General features: G+C 60.5%; 14 protein-coding genes. 9 read left to right on the plus strand and 5 right to left on the minus strand.

Going from position 1 to position 21,103, the window contains the following annotated elements; genetic code table 11:
• The first annotated feature begins 373 nt into the window (after nt 1–373).
• The 7 genes from LA343_RS06910 to LA343_RS06940 all read left to right on the plus strand — a co-directional run bounded on the left by LA343_RS06910 (nt 374) and on the right by LA343_RS06940 (nt 11,118).
• On the plus strand, nt 374–1,249 hold the full coding sequence (locus LA343_RS06910) for a pseudouridine synthase (protein ID WP_025402611.1): 876 nt from the start codon (nt 374–376) through the stop codon (nt 1,247–1,249).
• A 114-nt stretch (nt 1,250–1,363) separates the two neighbouring features.
• Complete coding sequence (der, locus tag LA343_RS06915; protein ID WP_025402612.1) at nt 1,364–3,760, plus strand: bifunctional cytidylate kinase/GTPase Der; 2,397 nt, start codon at nt 1,364–1,366, stop codon at nt 3,758–3,760.
• A gap of 36 nt (nt 3,761–3,796) precedes the next feature.
• Nucleotides 3,797–5,311, plus strand: a complete 1,515-nt coding sequence (locus LA343_RS06920) for a DUF3375 domain-containing protein (protein WP_025402613.1) — start codon at nt 3,797–3,799, stop codon at nt 5,309–5,311.
• Nucleotides 5,298–5,921, plus strand: a complete 624-nt coding sequence (locus tag LA343_RS06925; RefSeq protein ID WP_025402614.1) for a DUF4194 domain-containing protein — start codon at nt 5,298–5,300, stop codon at nt 5,919–5,921. The genes LA343_RS06920 and LA343_RS06925 overlap by 14 nt, the downstream gene beginning before the upstream one ends.
• Nucleotides 5,918–9,259 (plus strand): ATP-binding protein, encoded by a 3,342-nt coding sequence (locus tag LA343_RS06930; RefSeq protein ID WP_025402615.1) that lies wholly within the window; start codon nt 5,918–5,920, stop codon nt 9,257–9,259. The genes LA343_RS06925 and LA343_RS06930 overlap by 4 nt, the downstream gene beginning before the upstream one ends.
• Before the next feature lie 40 nt (nt 9,260–9,299).
• On the plus strand, nt 9,300–10,508 hold the full coding sequence (locus LA343_RS06935; RefSeq protein WP_224207684.1) for a DUF3322 domain-containing protein: 1,209 nt from the start codon (nt 9,300–9,302) through the stop codon (nt 10,506–10,508).
• Nucleotides 10,462–11,118, plus strand: a complete 657-nt coding sequence (locus tag LA343_RS06940) for an IS30 family transposase (RefSeq protein WP_081737304.1) — start codon at nt 10,462–10,464, stop codon at nt 11,116–11,118. Before LA343_RS06935 ends, LA343_RS06940 begins: the two co-directional genes overlap by 47 nt.
• Nucleotides 11,119–11,198: 80 nt before the next feature.
• On the opposite strand, the gene LA343_RS06945 is transcribed toward LA343_RS06940, so the two are convergent.
• The 3 genes from LA343_RS06945 to LA343_RS06955 all read right to left on the minus strand — a co-directional run bounded on the left by LA343_RS06945 (nt 11,199) and on the right by LA343_RS06955 (nt 15,417).
• The gene (locus LA343_RS06945) at nt 11,199–13,436 is read right to left on the minus strand and encodes an AAA family ATPase (protein WP_081737305.1); all 2,238 of its coding nucleotides are present in this window, start codon (nt 13,434–13,436) and stop codon (nt 11,199–11,201) included.
• Between the two features lie 290 nt (nt 13,437–13,726).
• Nucleotides 13,727–14,941, minus strand: coding sequence for a NupC/NupG family nucleoside CNT transporter (locus LA343_RS06950; RefSeq protein ID WP_025402618.1), 1,215 nt, complete (start codon nt 14,939–14,941; stop codon nt 13,727–13,729).
• A gap of 38 nt (nt 14,942–14,979) precedes the next feature.
• The gene (locus LA343_RS06955; RefSeq protein WP_025402619.1) at nt 14,980–15,417 is read right to left on the minus strand and encodes a cytidine deaminase; all 438 of its coding nucleotides are present in this window, start codon (nt 15,415–15,417) and stop codon (nt 14,980–14,982) included.
• Nucleotides 15,418–15,563: 146 nt separating this feature from the next.
• Here LA343_RS06955 and LA343_RS06960 point away from each other — a divergent pair, with 146 nt between their 5' ends.
• The gene (locus tag LA343_RS06960) at nt 15,564–16,901 is read left to right on the plus strand and encodes a thymidine phosphorylase (protein ID WP_025402620.1); all 1,338 of its coding nucleotides are present in this window, start codon (nt 15,564–15,566) and stop codon (nt 16,899–16,901) included.
• Between the two features lie 9 nt (nt 16,902–16,910).
• Here LA343_RS06960 and LA343_RS06965 read toward each other — a convergent pair whose 3' ends face one another.
• Nucleotides 16,911–17,258 carry an antibiotic biosynthesis monooxygenase family protein gene (locus LA343_RS06965; RefSeq protein ID WP_025402621.1) on the minus strand — a complete coding sequence of 116 codons (348 nt, stop codon included), beginning with the start codon at nt 17,256–17,258 and terminating at the stop codon, nt 16,911–16,913.
• Between the two features lie 53 nt (nt 17,259–17,311).
• Nucleotides 17,312–19,099, minus strand: coding sequence for a formate--tetrahydrofolate ligase (locus LA343_RS06970; protein ID WP_025402622.1), 1,788 nt, complete (start codon nt 19,097–19,099; stop codon nt 17,312–17,314).
• Between the two features lie 162 nt (nt 19,100–19,261).
• On the opposite strand from LA343_RS06970, the gene LA343_RS06975 reads away from it, so the two are divergent.
• Nucleotides 19,262–20,725 carry a glyceraldehyde-3-phosphate dehydrogenase gene (locus LA343_RS06975; RefSeq protein WP_025402623.1) on the plus strand — a complete coding sequence of 488 codons (1,464 nt, stop codon included), beginning with the start codon at nt 19,262–19,264 and terminating at the stop codon, nt 20,723–20,725.
• Nucleotides 20,726–21,103 lie beyond the last annotated feature (378 nt).

Below are 21,103 nucleotides of genomic sequence, written 5' to 3' on the forward strand. Positions count from 1 at the left end.
CCAGGTCGGATTTTTTGAAAGTGGTCAAAACACAACATTGTCACATGTGAAGCCTCCACCGCCGAGATGCGGTGTGGTGCGTGTGGTGTGTGGGTCTACTGTGACGGGGAGGCTCGGGGAACGTGGGGTGCTGAGGTCGGAAACGTGGGGTTTCTGTGACTGGGAAGTCTTGGGACGTGGTGTGCATGGCACGTGTGGTACGAGGGGCCGTTGTGACGGTGGGGGCCAGGGACGTGGGGAATTGCGGTGTCGTGGGATAGACTGGGCGTTTGACACCTACCGATCCCGACGGATCACTTCGGATGGTGAACACCCACGCCTTGCGATCAGTAACGAGCAAGGCCCAGCGTGAGAAAGCGCAGAGGAAACGCAATTGAATAAACCCGCTCGCCGAGACGGTACACCGGAAAACATCGAAGACATTTTCATCCCCCAAGCCAAGCCCGCCAAGCGTCAGCACCTGATGCCGGATGAGGCTGCGCGTGTTCAGGCGTCGCAGGGGAAGAAGGACGAGAAGGATCTCGTCCGCCTGCAGAAGGTCCTCGCCTCCGCAGGCGTGGCCAGCCGACGCATGAGTGAGAAGCTCATCGCCGCAGGTCGCGTGGAGGTCAACGGGGAAGTGGTGCAGAAAATGGGCACCCGCATCGACCCCAGCGTGGACGTGGTGCGCGTGGACGGCCAACGCATCCAGGTCAACGAGGAGAACGTCTACTTCGCGCTGAACAAGCCGCAGGGCGTGCACTCCACAATGAGCGACGACATGGGCCGCCCCTGCGTGGGCGACCTCATCGGCACGCGCCTGAAGGAGGGGCAGGGGCTGTTCCACGTTGGGCGTCTGGATGCTGCGACCGAAGGACTGCTGCTGCTCACCAACGACGGCGAGCTGGCCAACCGCCTCATGCACCCACGCTACGAGATCACCAAGACCTACATGGCCACCGTGCTCGGCGAGGCGAAGCGCGACCTCATCCGCCAGCTCAAGGAAGGCGTGGACCTCGACGACGGCATCGCCCGCGCCGACCACGTGCAGATCGTGGACGTGTGGCAAGGCAAGTCCCTGCTGAAGATTGAACTGCACGAGGGACGCAAGCACATCGTGCGCCGCATGCTTAAGGAAGCCGGATTCCCGGTGCAGCAACTGGTGCGCACCAAGATCCACACCGTGCAGCTGGGTGAGCAACGCCCCGGCACCATCCGCGCATTGAACCAGTCCGAGTTGCAGAGTTTGTACAAGGCGGTGGGGCTGTAAGCGGCTGCAGCGCCCAGTGCGCACAGCGCCAGCAGAGCCTGCAGCGCCAACAGCGCCCGCAGCGAACACAGACCACCGAAGCAACACAAACAAGAACAGCAGAGCTTAAGAACTATGACAAACGCGATTGACCAGCTCACCACAGCGACCAACATCCCGGGCGGCGGCCTCATCATCGCCGTGGACGGCCCCAGCGGCACCGGCAAATCCACGGTGTGCCGCAGGCTCGCCCAGGCGGCGGATGCGAAGTACCTCGACACCGGTGCGATGTACCGCGTGGCCACGCTGCATGTGCTGCGCCAGGGCATCACCCCCGATGCGCAGCCGTCCGACGAGCAGAAGCAGCAGATCATCGAAGCCACCGCAGATCTGCCGCTGCAGATTAACGAAGATCCGGCGTCTACGGAGGTGATCCTCGATGGCGAGGACGTCTCCGGGGAGATCCGTGGCAGGGAAGTGACCGCGCACGTCTCGGCCGTCTCGGCGATTCCCGAGGTGCGTGAGAACCTCGTTGCCCTGCAGCGCGACCTCGCCGACGCGGCCGGTCGCTGCGTGGTGGAGGGCCGCGACATCGGCACCGTTGTGCTGCCGGATGCGCCGGTCAAGGCGTTCATGACGGCGTCTGCAGAGATCAGGGCTCAGCGCCGCTTCGATCAGGATGTAGCCGCTGGTCGTGATGTTAATTTCGACGCCGTTCTAGCCGACGTTGAGCGCAGGGATGCCGCTGACTCCTCGCGGGCAACCTCGCCACTGCGGCCTGCGGAGGACGCGACGATTATCGATACCGGTGACCTCACCATCGATGAGGTCGTGGAGACGTTGGCAAGCTTGGTGCTGGACAGCGCCGAGGCTGCTGGCGCCGCAGGGGAGAACCCCGCCGAGGACTTGGACCCGCTCGTCTTCCGCACCGCCGATGGGGCGATGATTGATGGGGAGGCGCGGCGTGGCGTCGAATATAGCGATGACACCAATGAGTTCGGCGACGCCGCCGATGACTACGGCGATGGCGACGACGAAGAGTACGACGACATCGACGGCAAGTTCGAAGACCTCGACGCCGCCGAGAACTTCTACGTAGAAAACTTCACCGACGCCGATGACTTCGACCTGCTCAGTGCAGACGACGGCAGCACCGACTGGGATGCCGTGGAGGAAGCGTTCGGCGTGCTCGGCGCCGACGAGGAAGAGCGCGAGGCCCTGTGCACCGTGGCGATCGTGGGCCGACCGAACGTGGGCAAGTCCACGCTGGTCAACCGCTTCATCGGCCGCCGCGAGGCCGTGGTGGAGGACTTCCCGGGCGTGACCCGTGACCGTATCTCCTACCTCGGCGAGTGGACTGGCCGGCGATTCTGGGTGCAGGACACCGGCGGCTGGGACCCGGACGCCAAGGGCATCCACGGCGCCATCGCCCGCCAGGCCGAAACGGCGATGGCCACCGCCGACGTGATCGTGTTCGTGGTGGACACGAAGGTGGGCATCACCAGCACCGATGAGGTCATCGCTCGGAAGCTGCAACGCAGTGACGTGCCGGTGATCCTCGTGGCCAACAAGTTCGACTCCGACAACCAGTACGCGGACATGGCCGAGTTCTGGGGCCTGGGCCTGGGCGATCCGTTCCCAGTCTCAGCGCAGCACGGACGCGGCGCGGCCGACGTGCTGGATACCGTGCTGAAGAAATTCCCGGAGACTCCGCGCGAGACGTCGATCGTGTCCGGCCCGCGGCGCGTGGCGCTGGTGGGACGGCCGAACGTGGGCAAGTCCTCGCTGCTTAACAAGATCACGGGCGAGGAGCGCTCCGTGGTGGACAACGTGGCCGGCACCACCGTGGACCCCGTGGACTCCATCGTGGAACTCGACGAGCGCACCTGGCGGTTTGTGGACACCGCAGGTATCCGCAAGAAGACGAAGACGGCCCGCGGTCACGAGTTCTACGCGTCGCTGCGCACGCGCGCGGCGATTGACTCGGCCGAAGTTGCGGTCTTTTTGGTCGACGCCAGCGAGCCGATCGCCGAGCAGGATCAGCGAGTGCTGCGCATGATCCTAGACTCCGGGCGGGCCCTGGTGGTGGCCTACAACAAGTGGGACTTGGTGGACGAGGATCGCCGCGATCTGCTGGAGCGCGAGATCGAGCTGCAGCTGGCGCACGTTCCGTGGGCGCGGCGGGTGAATATCTCCGCCAAGACGGGGCGCGCGCTGAATAAGCTGGAGCCGGCGATGATTGAGGCGCTGGATAGCTGGGACCAGCGCATCTCCACGGGCCAGCTGAATACGTGGCTGCGCGCCGTGATTGCGGAGACGCCGCCGCCGATGCGTGGTGGACGCTTGCCGCGCGTGCTGTTCGCCACGCAGGCCTCGACGAAGCCTCCGGTGATCGTGCTGTTCACCACGGGCTTCCTGGAGCACGGGTACCGGCGGTTCCTGGAGCGCAAGCTGCGTGAGGCCTTCGGCTTCCAGGGCTCCCCGGTGCGCATCGCTGTGCGCGTGCGGGAGAAGAAGGGGAAGCGGAAGTAGCCCGGCCTGGCGGATCGGTGGTGGTAGGAGCTCACAGTGTCAGTGGAGGCCCGCGCGCTTTCGGCGAAGCGCATCTGTGAAGAGTCGCCTGTCGTCCGCCTGCTTCGAGCCGATAACGCCCCGATTGTTCTTGCCGTCCTTGGCGAGATCTTTCCGCATGGCTCCGTCCAGGTTCCTGCCTCCACGACGTACGAGTACATGGCTGGGGCCTTCGACGTGCTTCGCAATGCCGGTTTCACAATTCGCCGCACCCCGGCGGAGTATGCCGCGGAGTGGATCAAAGCCGGGTGGTTAATCCGGAGGGCAGGATCTCCTTCCACCGGCGAGACGTTGGAGCCCACTCGAGAAGGCCTCCAAGCCCTGCAGCTTGTGGAAGAGGTGGACGCTGGGCGATCGACGGTCACGGCCTCACGTATTCAATCCATCACCACGGCGCTGGCCCAGCTGGATCGAGAGACGGACCCGGATATTGAGACTCGGCGAGCCAGCTTGCTGCGCCAGCGCGAGGCAATCGACCGGCAGCTGGAGCAGCTGGACAGCAACGTGGTGGATGTCCTCCCGCAGTCTGCTGCTCGGGAGCGCGTGCAGGACATTCTCAACCAGGCCGCTGGCATCCCCGCGGACTTTGCCCGGGTGCGCCAGGAGCTTGAGCGGCTCAACCTGGATCTCCGCCGCAGCTTGCTTGATAGCGACGGCGGCCGAGGCACCGTGCTGGAGCAGATCTTCGAGGGCGTGGACCTCATTAGCCAATCCGAGGCCGGACGGAGCTTCAATGGCTTTTTCGAGGTGCTGGTGGACAACGAAACCATCGCCTACGTGGAGCACTACATTGACAACGTAGCCAAGCGCGTGGCGGCGGAGCTGAGCGCTCAGGAACGCGAGCGCTTCGTCACCCTCCTCACCACCTTCGAGTCAGAGGCATACTCGGTCAATAGCGCTATCACCTCGCTGGCCCGGAACTTGCGGCACTATGTTGCTAGTGAGCAGTTCGCCGAGGATCGGCGGCTCATCGAACTGATCCGCACCGCACGCAAGTATGCCTCCGAAGCGGTGGAGGCTGCGGATCTCAAAGCGTTTCAGAAGATGGCCACGCCGCTGATGCGTATGGGCATGGAGGTGCGCTCTGTCGGTGCGCTGCAACTTCGCAATCCAGGTGCTGAGGTTGTCGAGGAGCCTCTCGTTGAGTATTCCAGCGGCTCGGAGACGTTGGAGGGCCTGCTGGAAGCGGTGCGCGAGAGCGAGATCGACTTCGCCGAGCTGGAGAGTTGTGTGGCTGAGGTGCTGGAGGAGCAGCCGGAGGCGTCTATCGCAGACGTGCTCGAGCGCCATCCGGCGACACAGGGGTTGGCTAGCGTGGTGGGGCTCATCATTCTTGTCCGAAAGGCAGCGCACCATGCTGAGATGGAAGAGTTGGGTGAGGTGGGGATGCTTGGTGGCGTCGGCGAGAAAAACACCGAGACAGTGAGTTGGGATGAAGAAGGCACAACCCGGCGGGCGGTCATTCCGCGGCTAGTGTTTGTCAGGGAGAGGAGAGGCGATGAGCGAGAGTAACTCACCGGAGCAGCAGATCTTTGAGGGTGATACGGGGACGCTCTCATTGGACTCGAGACGCGCGCTGGCGCGGCTGTTGAAAGGTCCGCTGCTGACGGCGCAGGGCGAGCCGCACTTGTGGAACGCGGTGGTGACGGATACGGCGGCGATCACGTCGGCGCTGCACAACGTGTTCCTCGACCTCGTGCTGGACGAGACCGATCAGATTGCTTTTACCCGGATGGTGGAGCCGGCGGAAGGGGTGACAATCCCGCGGGTGCTGCGAACGGAAACGCTCAAGCATATTGACACGCTTATTTTGCTGCAGCTGCGGCAGGAGCTCGCACTGAACAATCCGGGTGAGCGTGTGATTGTGGATGCCGATGAACTGCGGCAGCAAATCTGGTCCATGCGCAACCCAGACAATAGGGATGAGGCCGGGTTTAATAAGCGCTTCGACGCGGCAATGAAAAGAATTAGCGACACGTTTAGCCTGCTCAAGAAGACGGAAACACCCCAGCGCTACGAGATTAGCCGAGCGTTACGCCACGTCTTTGATGTCAAGACCACCACGTCGATTATTGAGGAATATCGGCGCCTGGCAGAGCAAGGACGGGGTGTAGATCTATGAGCGCAGACGAGCTGTATGGCCAATTCCGCCTCGAGAAGATCCAGCTGATTAACTGGGGAACTTTCAATGGCCATTTTGACATTCCCGTGACGCGGCGTGGTTTCCTTATCAACGGCGAGTCCGGCACGGGAAAATCCACGCTGGTGGATGCCATGTCCACCGTGCTGGTTCCCCCTGGGCATGTGCGCTTCAACGCTGCCACGCAGTATGAGGGGCGCAAGAAAGACGGACGCAACCTCATCGGCTATGTGCGCGGCGCGTGGAAGACCATCGAGGATGCACAGACCGGCGACATCCGTGACATGTTTCTCCGGCCGCGGGCGACGTACAGCGTGGTGGGGCTGACCTATCGCAGCATCGAGGAAGGTGGCAAGGAGTGCACGTACACGCTCATGGCCATCTACTACGTCCGTGCTGGCGTGATGCGGGACGACGAGATCGTGAAGAATTTCGCGGTGGCCCCTGGTGCCGTGGATCTGCGCCGTCTGGTCGCCCACTTGGGCCATGGCGTTGACAAGAAGGGCCTCAAGGAGGAACTTGAAGAAGCACGCTGGTTTACCACCTATAGCCCTTTCGCCGCGTATTTCCGGAGCCTGTTGGGGTTGTACTCGGAGGAAGCGCAGCTGCTGCTACACCGCACTCAGTCCGCCAAGTCTCTGGGTAGCCTTGATCAGTTGTTCCGGGATTACATGCTGCCCAAGCCACAGACCTTCGATCTCGCCGACGTGGCCGTGGAACAATTCGGAGATCTCCGCGAGGCCTACCGGCGAGTGGATGAAGTGAAGCAGCAGATTGACGTGCTGGAGCCACTCCGCGCACAGTTCAACGCACGCAGTGCTGCGGTGGGGAAGAAGGACTACGCCTCGAAGCTGCGGGAGAATGTCACGAGTGTGCGTGACCTGCGGGTTCATGAAGCTCTCACTGCCGCCATCGAGATCACGGAGACGGCGCTGCGTGACCAGAAGGAGGCTCTCGCACAGGCGGATGCGGAGCTGGCTCGTGTGAGGGACACAGAGCGGAGGCTCTATGCACGGATGACCGCTACGCAGACCGACGATACCGCGAGGTTGCAGCTTGCCATTGACTCAATCAAGGAGAAACTCGTCACCGTTCGTGCCAACCGGGCGCGTGCGCAGGGCTATTGCGAGACTCTCGGCACAGTGGAGCTCACCGATGGTGCGTCCTACCGGGAGATCCTGGCCGGAGTTGCGGCCTTCTTGCAGGACTACCCGGCGGAGCTGGAGGCCATGGTTGCCGGAGGCGATGAACTGGCTAGCACCATCAGAACCCTGCAAGAACAGGGCGCGGGCTTGCATCAGGACATCACATCTTTGGCGAGCAGGCGCAGCAACATCGCCCGTCCGATGATCGAGCTGCGTACCCGCATGTGCGAGGAGCTGGGGCTTAGCCCCAGCCTGCTGCCGTTCGCTGGTGAACTCATTGACATCAAGCGGGAGGAAGCCAACTGGGAACCGGTGATCCAGCGCCTACTCCGCCCACTCGGCAGCACACTGCTGGTTCCCGAGAATTACCGGCGGGATGTTATCGCCTGGGTGAACTCCCACCACATCGGCCAGCGGTTGACGCTGCGCTCTGTTCCACAGGATCAGGTTGAGCCGCAGAAGGTCAGCAACCGCCGGAGCTTGAGCTTGAAGCTGCAGGTCGTGGACCACCCCATGCAGCAGTGGCTGCGGGCCCACATCCAGGATTACTGGCAGTACATCTGTGTGGACTCCGTGGAGGACCTCGAAGACCACCGCATCCGCGCGGTCACTATGGAGGGCATGGTGCGCTATCCGGAGGATCGAACGAGGTCCCGCCGGTATGACAAGGACGATCGCTTCGCACTGGGGGATCGTCGGCAGTACTGCCTGGGGTCCAGCAATGATGAGAAGCTAGAGCTCTTGCGCAGCCAGCTCAACGAGGTGACCGCCGAGATCCAGTCCCTCCAAGGCCAACGCGAGCGATTGAGCGCCGAGCGTTCCCAGCTGCAGAACCGCCAGAACGCAGGTAATGAGCTGCAGATGCTCCGCTGGGCCGACATCGATGTCCGCAGCGTTGAGGAGCAGCTCAGCCGGCTCAATGAAGAGTATGACGAGGCTCTGAGCGATCCCGAGCACGCCCAGCTCCGCGCCCAGCATGAACGCGCCAGCGAGCAGCTCCGGCAGGCTGAGGTCGCCCGCGATGGGGAACTGACCCGGCGCTCCTCTCTCGAGGATCATCTGCAGAAACTGCACGGGGAAAGAGACCGCATAACCCTCACGGAAGATATCGACCAGGATGTCCGACGTGCGATTTCCGAGCGGATCGATGCCAAAGGCCGCAACCGCTCCGCAGAGAATATCCGCACCTACGCTGAGGAGGTTGATAAGGACCTCGAAACCGAGATCGCGCGCGCCGAGCAGCGGATCGACACCGCCAACGTCGCTATCAGTCGAATCCTCAGCGAGTTCCTGCGCCGCTGGCCTTCGGAACTCGCGGACCTGGCGGCTGAGCCGACCTTCGCCGGTGAGGCACTGGCCCTTCTTGATCACCTCACCTCTGAGCGCCTGGGCGAGTTCCGCCGCAAGTTCCTGGAGCTCATGAACGATACGGCGACGCGCAACCTCTCCCAGATTAACGCCGACATTCGGCGCGCCAAGGCCGCCATCGACCGCAGGCTGGAGCCGATTAATGCCTCCCTGTCCAAGTCTCAGTTCGCGCCGGGGCGTTTCCTAGCCATTGAGACCCGTGAGCGCCGCGGCGCCGAGGTCATTCAGTTTCTGGCAGACCTCAACGAGGCCGTCTCGGGTGGGCTGAATACTACGGATGAGGCCCTGGCGTTGAAGCGCTACCACGTTTTGGCCAAGCTGTTGGAGCGCCTCGGTTCCCGCGAGTCTGGTGATCGCCGCTGGCGCTCTGCAGTTTTGGACACCCGCCGCCACGTGTCTTTCGTGGGCAACGAGGTCTCCCCGGAGGGGGAGACGGTCAGCACCCACGTTAACTCGGCCTCGTTGTCCGGCGGCCAGGCCCAGAAGCTGGTCTTTTTCTGCCTCGCCGCTGCCCTCCGCTACCGCTTGGCGGACGCGGGTGCGCAGTACCCCACCTACGCGACGGTGGTGCTGGACGAGGCATTCGACCGCGCGGACGCCGCCTTCACCCGCATGGCCATGGACATTTTCGTTGCTTTCGGTTTCCACATGATTTTGGTGACCCCGGGCAAGCAGGTCCAGACGCTTTCCCGCTACGTCGACGGCGTGGCGATCGTTTCCCTGGATACGCGCGATGATAAGCCCCAGTCGCTGATCACCAACGTGACCATGACCACTGATAAGGATGGGGGGGATGAGGATGCCTAGTTCCCCTCGGCCCGCTGGCTCTGTTAACTCTGCGGGGTCTATGCTTTTGCCCTCTGAAATCCGGGAGCGCTGCCGCCGCCACATCGAGCGCCATTTGCGACTCTTTATCGCCGACGCCACCCCAGACTCCGCATCCTCCATCGATTTTTCGGCGCCCACGCCCGTCCCTGCCCCTGAGCGTACGGTGACGGTTGGGTTGAAGCCACCTAATCAGAAAGAGGCGGTGGAGGATCTAGAAGCGGTCCGGCAGTTTGTGGCGAGCTGGCAGGGCTACCCGGGCGTGGAGTGGGGGCAGCGGAGGTGGAACCGCGTGGGCTTGGGCACTCAGGAGTTGCCTGTGCGCATCACGCTTGTTGGTGATGAGATCGTGGAGGTGGCCGGAGCTACGGAGGAGATACACCGGTTGCGCGAAGCAGCTCGCCTGCTGGCTCAGGTATCCCCGGATCCGACGTTCCGGGCGCACGTAGAGGCCACGGTGAAGCAATGGCGGCGCGCAGATATCAATCCGCTGGTGCGCGTGTGCCGCTGGGCCCTCGAGAATCCCTACGACGATGTGCCTTTCCGGCAGTGGGATGTACCAGGGGTGGATACGAAGTGGATCGAGCGAAACACCCGCGCAGTCCGCGCACTCGTGAATATTCCCGCCGCAGCACGCCCGAGCGTGCGCGTCTCGGTGCGGTTGCTGGATCCGGAGCTGCAACCGGAGGGCGGCCGACTGCCGCAATATTTGCGGGACATCAACGTGCCCCTTGCAGATGCAGCGAGGATGTTTCCCGAGCCGGTCCGTGTAATCGTGGTCGAGAACCAGCTGCCATTTCAGCTTCTGCCACAGGCCAAACCGGGTAGCCGGGTGGTGGCGGTGTGGGGGAGTGGTTACCAGGCTCCCGCATTGGTGGCAGGCCTGCCGTGGTGCCGTGAGGCCCTGCTGTGGAGCGACCTCGACGCCGATGGTTTCGCAATCGTGAACGGCATCCGAGCAGTACTTCCGGACGCGCCGAGCATCTGTATGGACTCGGAGACGTGGGATGCTTTTGAGAAATTCAGCGTAGAAAGCGTGACCTCTGGAGAGAGGGGCGAGACGCTCGTAGCCAGCCGGGCGGTGAACCCAGACCGCATCCTCGACCGCCTCACACCAGCCGAGCAGGCCACCTACCAGCGCATTGGGACTCTTCGCTTGGAGCAGGAGCGCCTCCCCGTGCGCCATGTCCTCGCCGAGATTGCCCGGCATTGGCCGGACATTTTCGAGTGAGCCAAAACCCTGCACTTCTGAGTTGGACGGGACCTTTCCTCACCATGTCGGACGTCTACGCACTCCAAAACACGAAGAGCGGAATTCTGATCGGCCTGCGCAGGCGGATGATAGGAGCGTTCCTGGGCATTGGGAAGGCGATTTGGTCATCGGACGAGGGGGTAAAACTGCGGTAGTGACGTTAGTTGAGCGTCGGAGCAGGATGTTTTTCTGCCGTCGGTTGACTGGCGACCGTAGCTCGCTGATGGTCATTGACATGCTGAAATCCGTGCTGCTGGAAATTAATCAGATGCAAGCCTCTGGTGTGGGCAGAATTGACACCCTGACCTGGGATCAGGGGACGGAAATGGCTCGAGTTGCTGAGCTTGAATCCGAGATTGATGGACTGAACGTGTACTTCTGCGATTCTCACTCACCGTGGCAGCGGCCCAGCAATGAGAACATCAATGCTGAGTTGCGGCGGTTTCACCCCAAGAAGACCGACTTTGATGATGTCACTGACGCCGATCTTCACCGGGTTCAAGAGTTGATCAACGATACGCCTAGGGTTGCTCTCCGAGACGGCAATAAAGAAACCTGCGCCGCCGCCGAGAAATCGGCCGCGAGCTGAACCGGCAAGGTAGTAGCCCTAAAAAGGAACCAAAAACGACATTCACACCACCACACGGTTAAAGCTCGAACCCGGCGGCACTATTTCCCGATGAAATGCCGTGCTCGCCCTAACATTAAATCGTAATGCCTTTTATGAATACCACCCTCCGCTAAACGGAAAATATTTTCAAAAGCTTCGAGCCAACGGAACGACGAACTCGAATCTGGCTCGAACCCTTCACCGTCTAGCACACTATGCGAACCGCTGTGTGACCAGGCAGTAAGAGCATAGTGGAAATGTCGCTGTTCAAAATCAAGTGTGTCGCCAATGGTGTATAAGTTCTTGGCATCGCCCAGCTCCGTAAAGTAAGTCTCCAAAATTCTACGAAGTGTGTTTGGTAACCAAGCGTGATTTAAATCGCTACAAAGCTCAGCCTCAGCAGCGAGATCCCAGAGTTGCCGGTAAGCATTTCTTACCGAACTTTTTGAACCTAGATCGGAGATAACGTTAGGCTCAGGCGACTTCTTAATGATACGAAAAAACTTAATTTCATTAGCTATGGAATCCGGGTGCCTTTCAGATATCTCGTTATGGAATCGTGCGTTGTGAGTGAATAAAAAAACTTGCGATACATTTCGATTTGAGCCGTTTGCGACGCTCTCAATTAAGGTTCGAATCAATGATGAAACAACGAACATCACTTCTAGATCCAAACTCGATACCGGATCATCGATTACGGCCACGCGCGAGTATGAGCCACCATCCTCGCCAACGCCACGGAGCTGATAATAAAAATAAAGAAAAGTGAGAAAGGTTCGCTCGCCTTCGCTCAGCGATTCTATATCTGCAACGCTATCGTCACTTCGGATTACGGTGTAGCCGTCTCTAATTTTAATAGATGGAGCGAGGCGGAAACTGTAAAACTGGCAAGACCTGAGTAGCTTATTAATTCCGTCAATCGCATGTTTACTGCTCTTGAGCGAATTCTGTAGATTGCGAATTTCTTCGGCGAATGCTCTCTCTCTAGCTAAATGCTTGTCTCTTGACTTTCTGAGGCCGGTAAGCCTGGATTGCAGTTCTCTGCTATCCTTGATCCATCTCTCAATTGTTGTTCGCCCGTTACCAAGGGCAAAGCGCTCTAGTGTTCGCTTCTCTATCCGTTTACGCTCGGACCATTTATTTCGCGCTTTTTCGCGTCTGACTGATAGGTCATTGCTGACCCGATTATGATGGGTCACGATATCCAGAAGTTCTTTATCCGTAAAGGGGAAAGATAGTGGCTGAGAAAGTTTTTGTTGCTTAGATTTGAGTTGGGAAATTGTTGACGATAGTATCCTTTCGAAAGCGCCGAGGGCGTCGGTATCATACTGCTCTCCGTTGTATTCACTATTGAATTGGATAGTGAGCGCTCTATAGTTCGCGATTTCTCTTATATCTATTTCGAGTAGATTAATCCAATTTTTGATATCTTCCGATAAGTCTTCATATGCGTGACTAAAAAGCTTACTAAGTTCCTCGAGAATATTTGAAGTGATATCCTGTTGGCAAAATGGGCAGTTCTGAGAGTCTGCGTCTGCGTGAAAAAGTTTCAATCCCTGTTGTATCCAGTCGAGCTCCAGTTCGTGGGCCCTGTTTGCAAAACATGAAAGGGAGCCAACTTCTGGTGTTCTATTTAGTACTTCTTGAATAATCTCGCAATCGAAGTTAAAGTCCGGGAGCGGCGGAACCTTCTGGGGGTATTGACTCTCGGGCGTCAGAGTCATTTCCCACTCTTCAGATAGATCTGTGTAGTCAGCTTCTAAAGGATCATTTTTGTTTGAGCTCTTCTCATAAGCTTCTATAGAACTATCGAGAAATACTCTTTTATTGCTTTTGAATCCGCTGAGTTCTTTGCCGATCTTACTAGGGATAGCCGCCCGATCCTTCCACAATGCTTCTTTAGCCGTAGTTCTATGTTTCTGGAGCTCATCCGAGACGTCTATTATTTGTGTTTCAATATTCGCTATTTTTTTAGAAGCGGTATCTTTCGCTTCCTGGGCCTCGCTGATCTTGAGGTGGGCAGCAGGGCTCTCTTCTCCTAGTAAGAACACGCCTGGCTCGTCATTATCCTTGTTGGTGAAAGCCGCTCGATAGAAATCTCGGTTGTAGACATAAACCTTTTGCTCGTCATTTTTCCATGATATTTCTACTCCTGAAGTGCAATTTTTAATTGCATTCGAAAGTGTAGTTTTCCCAGATCCATTATTTGCATAGAGGAGATTGACTTTTCTTAGCTCTCTCATTGTTGTATTGGGAGCAAAGCAGTGGGTTTGGTTGAGTGTAATTGACCTGATCATTTTCTTCCTCCGGGTTAGTTCCTCTGGTGGGCTGTGGCGATTATTCTTGGGTTAGGTGCAAGGGGCTAGAATAATCTTACTGCAAGCTGATGGGAGTTGCAGGGCATTTGGAATTTGTTTTTATAAGTTCGCGCGTTCTGTGACGGTTGAGATATACTCGATTCCTATATATAGTCCTGTTGTGGCCAGCGATAGTTGTTAGTCTTGGCGTACATTGGGGGTGCGAGAATGTAGACAGCAAATTTGCGTGTTCGATTCTCGTTTGGAGTTCTATCTATTCCACCACGCTCCTAAAACACCACCACGCCCACAATCGCGGCGTTTAGCATGTTCACCAGGAAGCCAGCCATCAGCGCCAGCGGCCCCAGCTTCGCCACCTCGCCGCGGCGTTCCGGGCACAGCCCGCCGATCGAGCCGATCTGGATCGCAATGGAGGAGAAGTTCGCAAAGCCTGCCAGCGCGAACGTGGAGATCATCAGCGACTTCTCGTCCAGCTGCTTGAGGTGCTCACCCATCGAGGTGAAGCCCACGAACTCGTTGATCACGGTCTTCTCACCGATGAAGGAGCCCACCAGCGGCGCCTGATCCCACGGCACACCTATCGCCCAGGATAGCGGCGCGAACACCCAGCCGAACAGGCCCTGCAGCGACCAATCCGGGTGGCCGAACCAGCCACCCACGCCGCCGATCATTGCGGACAGCATGGTGATGATAGCGATGAACGCAATAAGCAAACAGCCCACCGCCACGGCAATGCGGCCACCAGCCATAGCACCGGCGCCGATCGCGTCGATGATGTTCCGCGAATCCTCGTCGCGGACGTCCTTTACGGTGGCGTCCAGCGAGGATTCCTCTGTCTCCGGCCAAAACGCCTTCGCCACAATCAGCGAGCCCGGCGCGTTCATCAGCGATGCCGCCAGCAGGTACTCCAGCGGCGCACCCAGCAGCGAGTAACCGATCAGCGTGGAGCCCGCCACCGACGCAAACCCGCCCGACATACACGTAAACAGCTCAGATTTCGTCAGCTTCGGCAGATAGGGCCGAATAACCAGCGGCGCCTCGGACTGCCCCAGGAAGATTACCGTGGACGCCCACACACTCTCCACCTTGGACGTACCCAGCAGCCACTTCAGCGCACCACCGAGGTAATCCACGAAATACTGGATCACTCGCCAGTAGTACAGCGCGCCGATAATCGCACCCAGCACGATAATCACCGGCAGCACATTCAGTGCAAAAACAAATCCCTTATCCTCCGGGAAAAGCCCGCCGAAAACGAATTTCGTGCCTTCATTCGTAAACTCAGTGAGCTTTTCCAGCCCATGCGCCACACCCTTGAGCGCTTGGAATCCGGGCTCCCATTTGAGCACCAGCAAGGCGAATGCGATCTGCAGCAACAGACCCACGCCCAATGTGCGCCACTTAATGTGCTTGCGGTGGCGCGAAAATAAAATCAGAAAGGAGAAAATCAGCGCGATGCCAATTAAGCCTTGGAGCCTATCCATCAGCGTGTCCTAGTCAGTTTGGCGGGCCGATCCGCGTCTTACAGATCGTTGGGCCCGAATGCGTGGGGGAGAATTTCAGCAAAATCAATAACGACCGGCTTTTCCGTCTCGTTATTTTCGACGACAATACGTTCGCAATCGAACTCGTGGAGCACTTGCCTGCACGCGCCACACGGGTAGCAGGGAGCCGCTTTCAGCCCAGCGATGGCAGCAGCCACAATTCGCGGCCGACCACTACCAGCGGCACCAGCTGCATCCGAGCTAGCGGGCTCGCGGCCACCGTCGATGATCATGCGACTCACCGCCCCGCGCTCCGCGCACAAGGTCAGCCCGTACGAGGCGTTTTCGACGTTGCAGCCGGTGATGACTCTGCCGTCGTCGAGAAGAAGAGCGCACCCCACGGGAAAGGATGAATAGGGGGCATAAGCGCTGGCTGCGGCTTCGCGAGCCTTGTCAAGAAGAGCTTCGGGGGACATGGGGGTGTCCTTCCTCGTGATGTGTGGCCGAAGTCGTGTCCGGTGTGCGAAAGGCTATTTGCAGCACTCGGATGTGTATTAAGCTACACAATGGATAGGCACTTATGGCACATTTCACTCGAACAAAAGTAAAAGAGGGAATAGACATGGCTCACACCCCCAGCCAAGACCCAAGCCCAAACCCCAGCTCACCCGCTGCCGAACCGTTCGACGCCGTGGACGTCATCCGCACCAAGCGCGACGGCCACCGCCTCACCGACGACCAGATCGACTGGATCATTGATGCCTACACGCGCGGTGTCGTCGGCGATGAGCAGATGGCCGCGCTGGCCATGGCCATTTTCATCCGCGGCATGGAATCCCCCGAAATCCTGCGCCTCACCCAGGCAATGATCCGCTCCGGCGAGACGATGGACTTCTCCGGCCTCGGCAAAATCACCGCCGACAAGCACTCCACGGGCGGGGTGGGCGACAAGATCACCCTGCCGCTCGCGCCCCTGGTCGGCTCCTTCGGCGTGGCCGTGCCGCAGCTCTCCGGGCGCGGGCTGGGCCACACCGGCGGCACGCTCGACAAGCTGGAAGCCATCCCCGGCTGGCGCGCGGACATCAGCAACGACGAGCTCATGGAGATTCTGCGCGGACCCGGCGCGGTCGTGTGCGCCGCCGGCTCGGGTTTAGCGCCCGCGGACAAGAAGCTGTACGCACTGCGCGACATCACCGCCACGGTGGACTGCATCCCGCTCATCGCCTCCTCGATCATGTCCAAGAAGATCGCGGAGGGCACGGCCTCGCTGGTGCTGGATGTCAAGGTCGGCTCCGGCGCATTCATGAAGGACGAAGCCCTGGCCCGCGAGCTCGCCACCACGATGGTCACCCTCGGCAACGATGCCGGTTGTGCGACCACCGCGCTGCTCACCGACATGGACACCCCACTGGGCCGCAAGGTCGGCAATGCTCTGGAAGTCGAGGAATCCGTGGAGGTTCTCGCCGGTGGGGGCCCGGCTGACGTGCGGGAACTGACCCTCGCACTCGCCCGTGAGATGCTGGATGCCGCCGGTTTATCCGACGCCGACCCCCAAGAAGCCCTCGACAACGGTCAGGCGATGGACACCTGGCGGGAGATGATCAAGGCCCAAGGCGGGGACCCGGACGCGCCGCTGCCGACCGCCGCGCACACACACACCGTCACGGCCGACAAGGACGGCTACCTGGGCAGCCTCGATGCCCTGGCCGTCGGCGTGGCCTCGTGGCGCTTGGGCGCGGGGCGTGCCCGCAAGGAAGATCCCGTGCAGCTGGGCGCGGGAATTGAATTGCACAAGAAGATTGGCGAGCCCGTGAAGGCGGGGGAGAAGCTGTTCACCCTGCACACGGACACGCCAGAGCGCTTCGACCGCGCGCTGGAATCGCTGAACTCCGGCTGGTCCATCACGTCCGAGGAGCCGCAAACGCGTGGGAGCGTGATTATCGACCGCATCGGCGGGTAGCCGCGGCTTTTACTTCTGTGGGTAGGAGCTCAACACGACCTCGAACTCCAGAAGTTCCGCCCCGGTGGCGACGGGCTTCTGACCACCGGTGTGCTCGCCGGCCTGGGGCTTGTGGTCGTCCCCGTCTGAGGGCTTGCGAGTGTGTGGATCGCTATCGCGCCAGTTGGCGAAGGATTCCTCGTCGGCCCAGCGGGTCACAACGAAGTATCGGTCGCCGTCCTTGGCGGGGCGCAGCAGCTCGAATCCTTCAAACCCTGGTGCCTTGTCGACTGCGTGCTGGCGAGCGGCGAAGCGCTTTTCCAGCTCTTCGCCCTTGCCCTCGGGAACGGAAATGGCGTTGATCTTGATGATGCTCATGCGCTCGAGCATACCGACGAACCGCAGATGAGCACTGCGGAACAGCCACCCGGCTAAAACAGCCCGGAGATCCGCCCCTGGGAGTCTACGTCGATCTTCTCAGCGGCCGGGCGCTTCGGAAGCCCCGGCAGGGTCATCACATCACCGGTCAGCGCCACCACGAACCCAGCGCCGACCTTCGGCACCAATTGGCGCACGTGCAGGGTGTGACCGCTGGGCGCGCCGAGCTGCGTGGGATCGTCCGAGAACGAGTACTGCGTCTTGGAAATCACCACCGGCAGCTTGTCCCAACCGTGGCGCTTGATGAACGCCAGGTCCTTGCGCGCCTGAGCGCTCAGCTGCACGTCCTTCGCCCCGTAGATCTCCGTGGCGATCGTGTTGATGGACGCCTCCAACCCGTGCACCGGGTAGTAGATCTGGTGTCCCTGATGGTCGGCAGCGGGGGAGTCCGCCGGCGCGTGCGTGGTATCCGGCGTGCCGCTTTCGGCCTGTTCCATCACCTGGCCCACGGCCTCGGCTAGCTCAGCGGCGCCCTTGCCGCCCTCGGCCCACACGCGGCATTCCACCACGCGCACGGCCGGGTCGATGCTGTCTCCCCACTCGAGCACGGTTTTCTTCTCTGCGGAGGTATCCGAATCGAAAACGTTGAGGGCCACGACCGGCTCCACGCCGAACTTCCGGATGTTGGAAACGTGCCGCTCCAGGTTTGCCATGCCTCGCTTGAGCGCACCCAGGTCCTCTGCGCCGAGGTCCTCCCGGGCCACCCCGCCGTTGTACTTCAGCGATCGCACCGTGGCAACCACCACTGCCGCCGAGACGTCCAAGCCACCCGCCCGCGACTTCACGTCGAAGAATTTCTCCGCGCCCAGGTCGGAACCGAAACCGGCCTCGGTGAGCACCACATCCGCCAGGTCCAGCGCGGTGGTCGTAGCAATGAGGCTGTTGCAGCCGTGCGCGATGTTGGCGAACGGCCCGCCGTGGCACAGCGCCGGGGTTCCGCCCAGGGTCTGCACGAGGTTCGGGTTGATCGCGTCCTTGAGCAGCGCCGTGATCGCCCCAGCGCACTGCAGGTCGCCTGCGGTGACGGGCGCCTGGTCGTACGTCTGGCCGACCACGATCCGGGAGATCCGCTTCTTGAGGTCCTCCAGATCCGTCGCCAGACACAGAATGGCCATGATCTCGCTGGCTGCGGTGATGTCGAACCCGGCTTCCTTCGGCGTGCCGTGGGCGGGGCCGCCCAGCCCGGTCACGATGTTGCGCAGAGCGCGATCGTTGACGTCCAAGCATCGCCGCCACGTGACTCGCCGCGGGTCGATGTTGAGGGCGTTGCCGTGGTGGATGTGATTGTCGATGATCGCGGCCAGCGTGTTTGTCGCCGCCGTGATGGCGTGCATATCACCGGTGAAGTGCAGGTTGATGTCCTCCATGGGCACGATTTGCGCATAACCGCCACCGGCTGCGCCGCCCTTGATACCCATGACGGGCCCCTGCGATGGTTCGCGGATCGCCACCATCGTCTTGTGCCCGGCCATGCTCATCGCATCGGCCAGCCCGATCAGGGTGGTGGACTTGCCCTCGCCCGCGGGTGTGGGGCTCATCGCCGTGACCAGCACGAGCTTGCCCCGTGTGGCTTCCTTACTTTCTTCATTCTCGACGCCACCATGCAGCGCTTCCTTGAGCGCCGGCACATCGATCTTTGCCTTGGTCTTACCGAAGGGGATCAACGCGTCCTCTGGGATTCCGGCGCGCTCCGCGATGGTGTGGATGTCCTCGAGCGAGTGGGCCTGGGCGATCTCAACGTCTGATGGTTGGGACGGGGTCTGGGTCTTCTTCTGGCTCATGGCCTCCAGACTATATCGGGGGGAGTTGCGGGCCTTGGGTGAGGCACCCAACACCCCCAAATACCAGTATTGACCACCAAAGGATTTATCATTTAAGGGGTAGACGGGTGACCCCCGCCTAGCTTTCGCATGTACCCATCCGCAACCAGTAAATGAGGATCGATGACTCTGCCGAGGAACACTCAGGAAATCCAGAATGATTGGAACCACCGCCTGCACCTGGCGCAGGAGATGCTGCCCCTGATCAGCCGCCTGCACCGCGAGCACAACGTGGTGACCTCCATCTTCGGTCGCCTGCTGGTCAACTGCACGGATGTGGACATCATCAAGTCTCACCGCTACGCCCGCCGCGTGGTGGAAAAGGAACTGCCGTTGGAGCAGACCCTGCCGGTCCTGCAGGAGCTCGTAGACATGGACCTGGGCACGGCCTCCATCGACATCGGATCCCTGGCCAGCCGCTACAACAAGGACGATGAGGGTCTGAGCCTGCGCGAGTACCTCGAGCGCGAGCTGAAGGACGTGGTGGGAACCAGCGCTCAGCTGGAGCCGAAGGACGTCGTGCTCTACGGATTCGGCCGCATCGGCCGCCTGTTGGCGCGCATCCTGGTTGCCCGTGAAGCCACCTACGGCGGGGCACGCCTGCGGGCTGTCGTCGTGCGTTCAAAGGGCGAAGGCGACCTGATCAAGCGTGCATCCTTGCTGCGACGTGACTCCGTGCACGGCGCCTTCGACGGTACGATCACCACCGACCTGGAGAACAACATCATCTGGGCCAACGGCACGCCGATCCAGGTGATTTATGCCAACAGCCCGGCAGAGATCGACTACACCGAATACGGCATCAACGATGCCATCGTGGTGGATAACACCGGTGTGTGGCGCGATCGCAAGGGCCTCGAGCAGCACCTCGAGTCCAAGGGCGTGTCCCGCGTGCTGCTAACCGCGCCGGGCAAGGGCGACATCAAGAACATTGTCTACGGCATCAATCACCAGACGATCAACGACGACGACCGGATTCTCTCGGCCGCATCCTGCACCACCAACGGCATCACCCCAGTGCTCAAGGTCATCAACGACCGCTACGGCGTGCAGCACGGTCACGTGGAGACGGTGCACTCGTTCACCAACGACCAGAACCTCATCGACAATTTCCACAAGGGCGAGCGCCGCGGCCGCGCAGCCGGCCTGAACATGGTGCTCACCGCCACGGGTGCGGCGAAGGCCGTGTCTAAGGCCCTGCCGGAGTTCGAGGGCAAGCTGACCGGTAACGCCATTCGCGTGCCCACCCCGGACGTGTCTATGGCGGTGCTGAACCTCTCCCTGGACAAGGAGGTGGACGCCGACGAGGTGAACAACTACCTGCGCCGCGTGTCCCTGCACTCGACGCTGCGCCAGCAGATCGACTTCATCAAGTCCCCGGAAGTTGTGTCGACCGACTTTGTGGGCACCACCCACGCAGGCATCGTCGATGGTTTGGCCACCATCGCGTCCGGCAACCACCTGGTGCTGTACGTGTGGTACGACAACGAGTTCGGCTACTCCAACCAGGTCATCCGCATCGTGGAGGAAATCGCCGGCGTGCGTCCGCGCGTGCTGCCGCAGCGTGTGGAGGCTGTTGAGCTGTAGTTAATGCAGCGGTACCGCGGGAGCGATGTGAGATAAGAAACAGCGCCCGTGCAGGAAATTTCCTGCACGGGCGCTGTTTGCTCTATAGGCGCTGACAGCGATGCTGGCGCTGTCAGCACTGTTGGCGCGGGGCCAACAACGACTTACTTGTTGCCGCCGAAGAGGTTGGAGAAGAGGTCAACCACGCCGGTTGCGCCGGTGGCGATCAGCTTGACAACGGTGGTGAAGAATTCAGCAAAGAGATCGATCATGGGATCTGTCCTTTCGAGTGATGTGTACTCATCGGAGATGTGAGAGATGAGCCACTGAGGGAGATATCGTGTGTAGTGAGTGAGTTGAACTCGCCTGTGGGGTGCGAGCTCAACGCAATTGCTCCGG

The sequence above is a fragment of the Corynebacterium falsenii genome (assembly GCF_020099275.1).
GTDB classification, from domain to species: domain Bacteria; phylum Actinomycetota; class Actinomycetes; order Mycobacteriales; family Mycobacteriaceae; genus Corynebacterium; species Corynebacterium falsenii.